Annotated in this window: 1 protein-coding gene; it reads right to left on the bottom strand. The window is 60.1% G+C overall.

Annotated elements, in window-relative coordinates; translation table 11 throughout:
• Positions 1-358: 358 nt before the first annotated feature.
• Positions 359-541 (bottom strand): hypothetical protein (locus ACEWQZ_RS00065; RefSeq protein WP_476481033.1); only part of this gene is annotated, 183 nt, incomplete at its 5' end.

The following is a 541-nucleotide window of genomic DNA, read 5'->3' as shown; positions in this document are numbered from 1 at the left end:
TCATGAATACTTTGTCCTGTTGCTTGTTTGCGGCCATGCGAAACGCCTTCCCGTGTCAGTTGAACAAGCGGGCACGCTTAGTGGCAACCGGACAGAATAGGTGCCACCGGCCGCCCGAAGTCATTGTCGTCTAATCCCAGCTTATTCATCAGACTGCCTCTGTCACGCTGAGTCAAGCCGGCTTTGAGGGATTTTGGTCCCCCAGCTTGCAGGTGCGGCTCGATGGTGGGTCTGGATTGCATTCCTTCGCCAGGATTTGGCAGATTGGAGGCTTCAGAACCGAATGATTCAGTGATACGGGCACAGTAACCCCTGGCTCTGTGTCGCGCCTGATCGTATTGCAGAGCAGAGAGCCGTCTTATCCCGGTACCCAGCGATCGCGTTGGAGCTTTTGCCACAGGTGCTGCCAGTCCCCGGCCACACTCCAGGCCACGATGAAGGTCAGCCGGCGGGCCTTCCTGGCCACACGGGCTGCGGCGCGCAGCAGCCGCTCCCGGAAGCGGCGCAGACTCCAGCCCTGACCGGTGGCCTGCTCCATGAC

This window comes from Wenzhouxiangella sp. YN1 (genome assembly GCF_056324145.1).
Note: the sequence above shows the minus strand (reverse complement) of the source record. Positions and strands in the feature narration are given on the sequence as shown.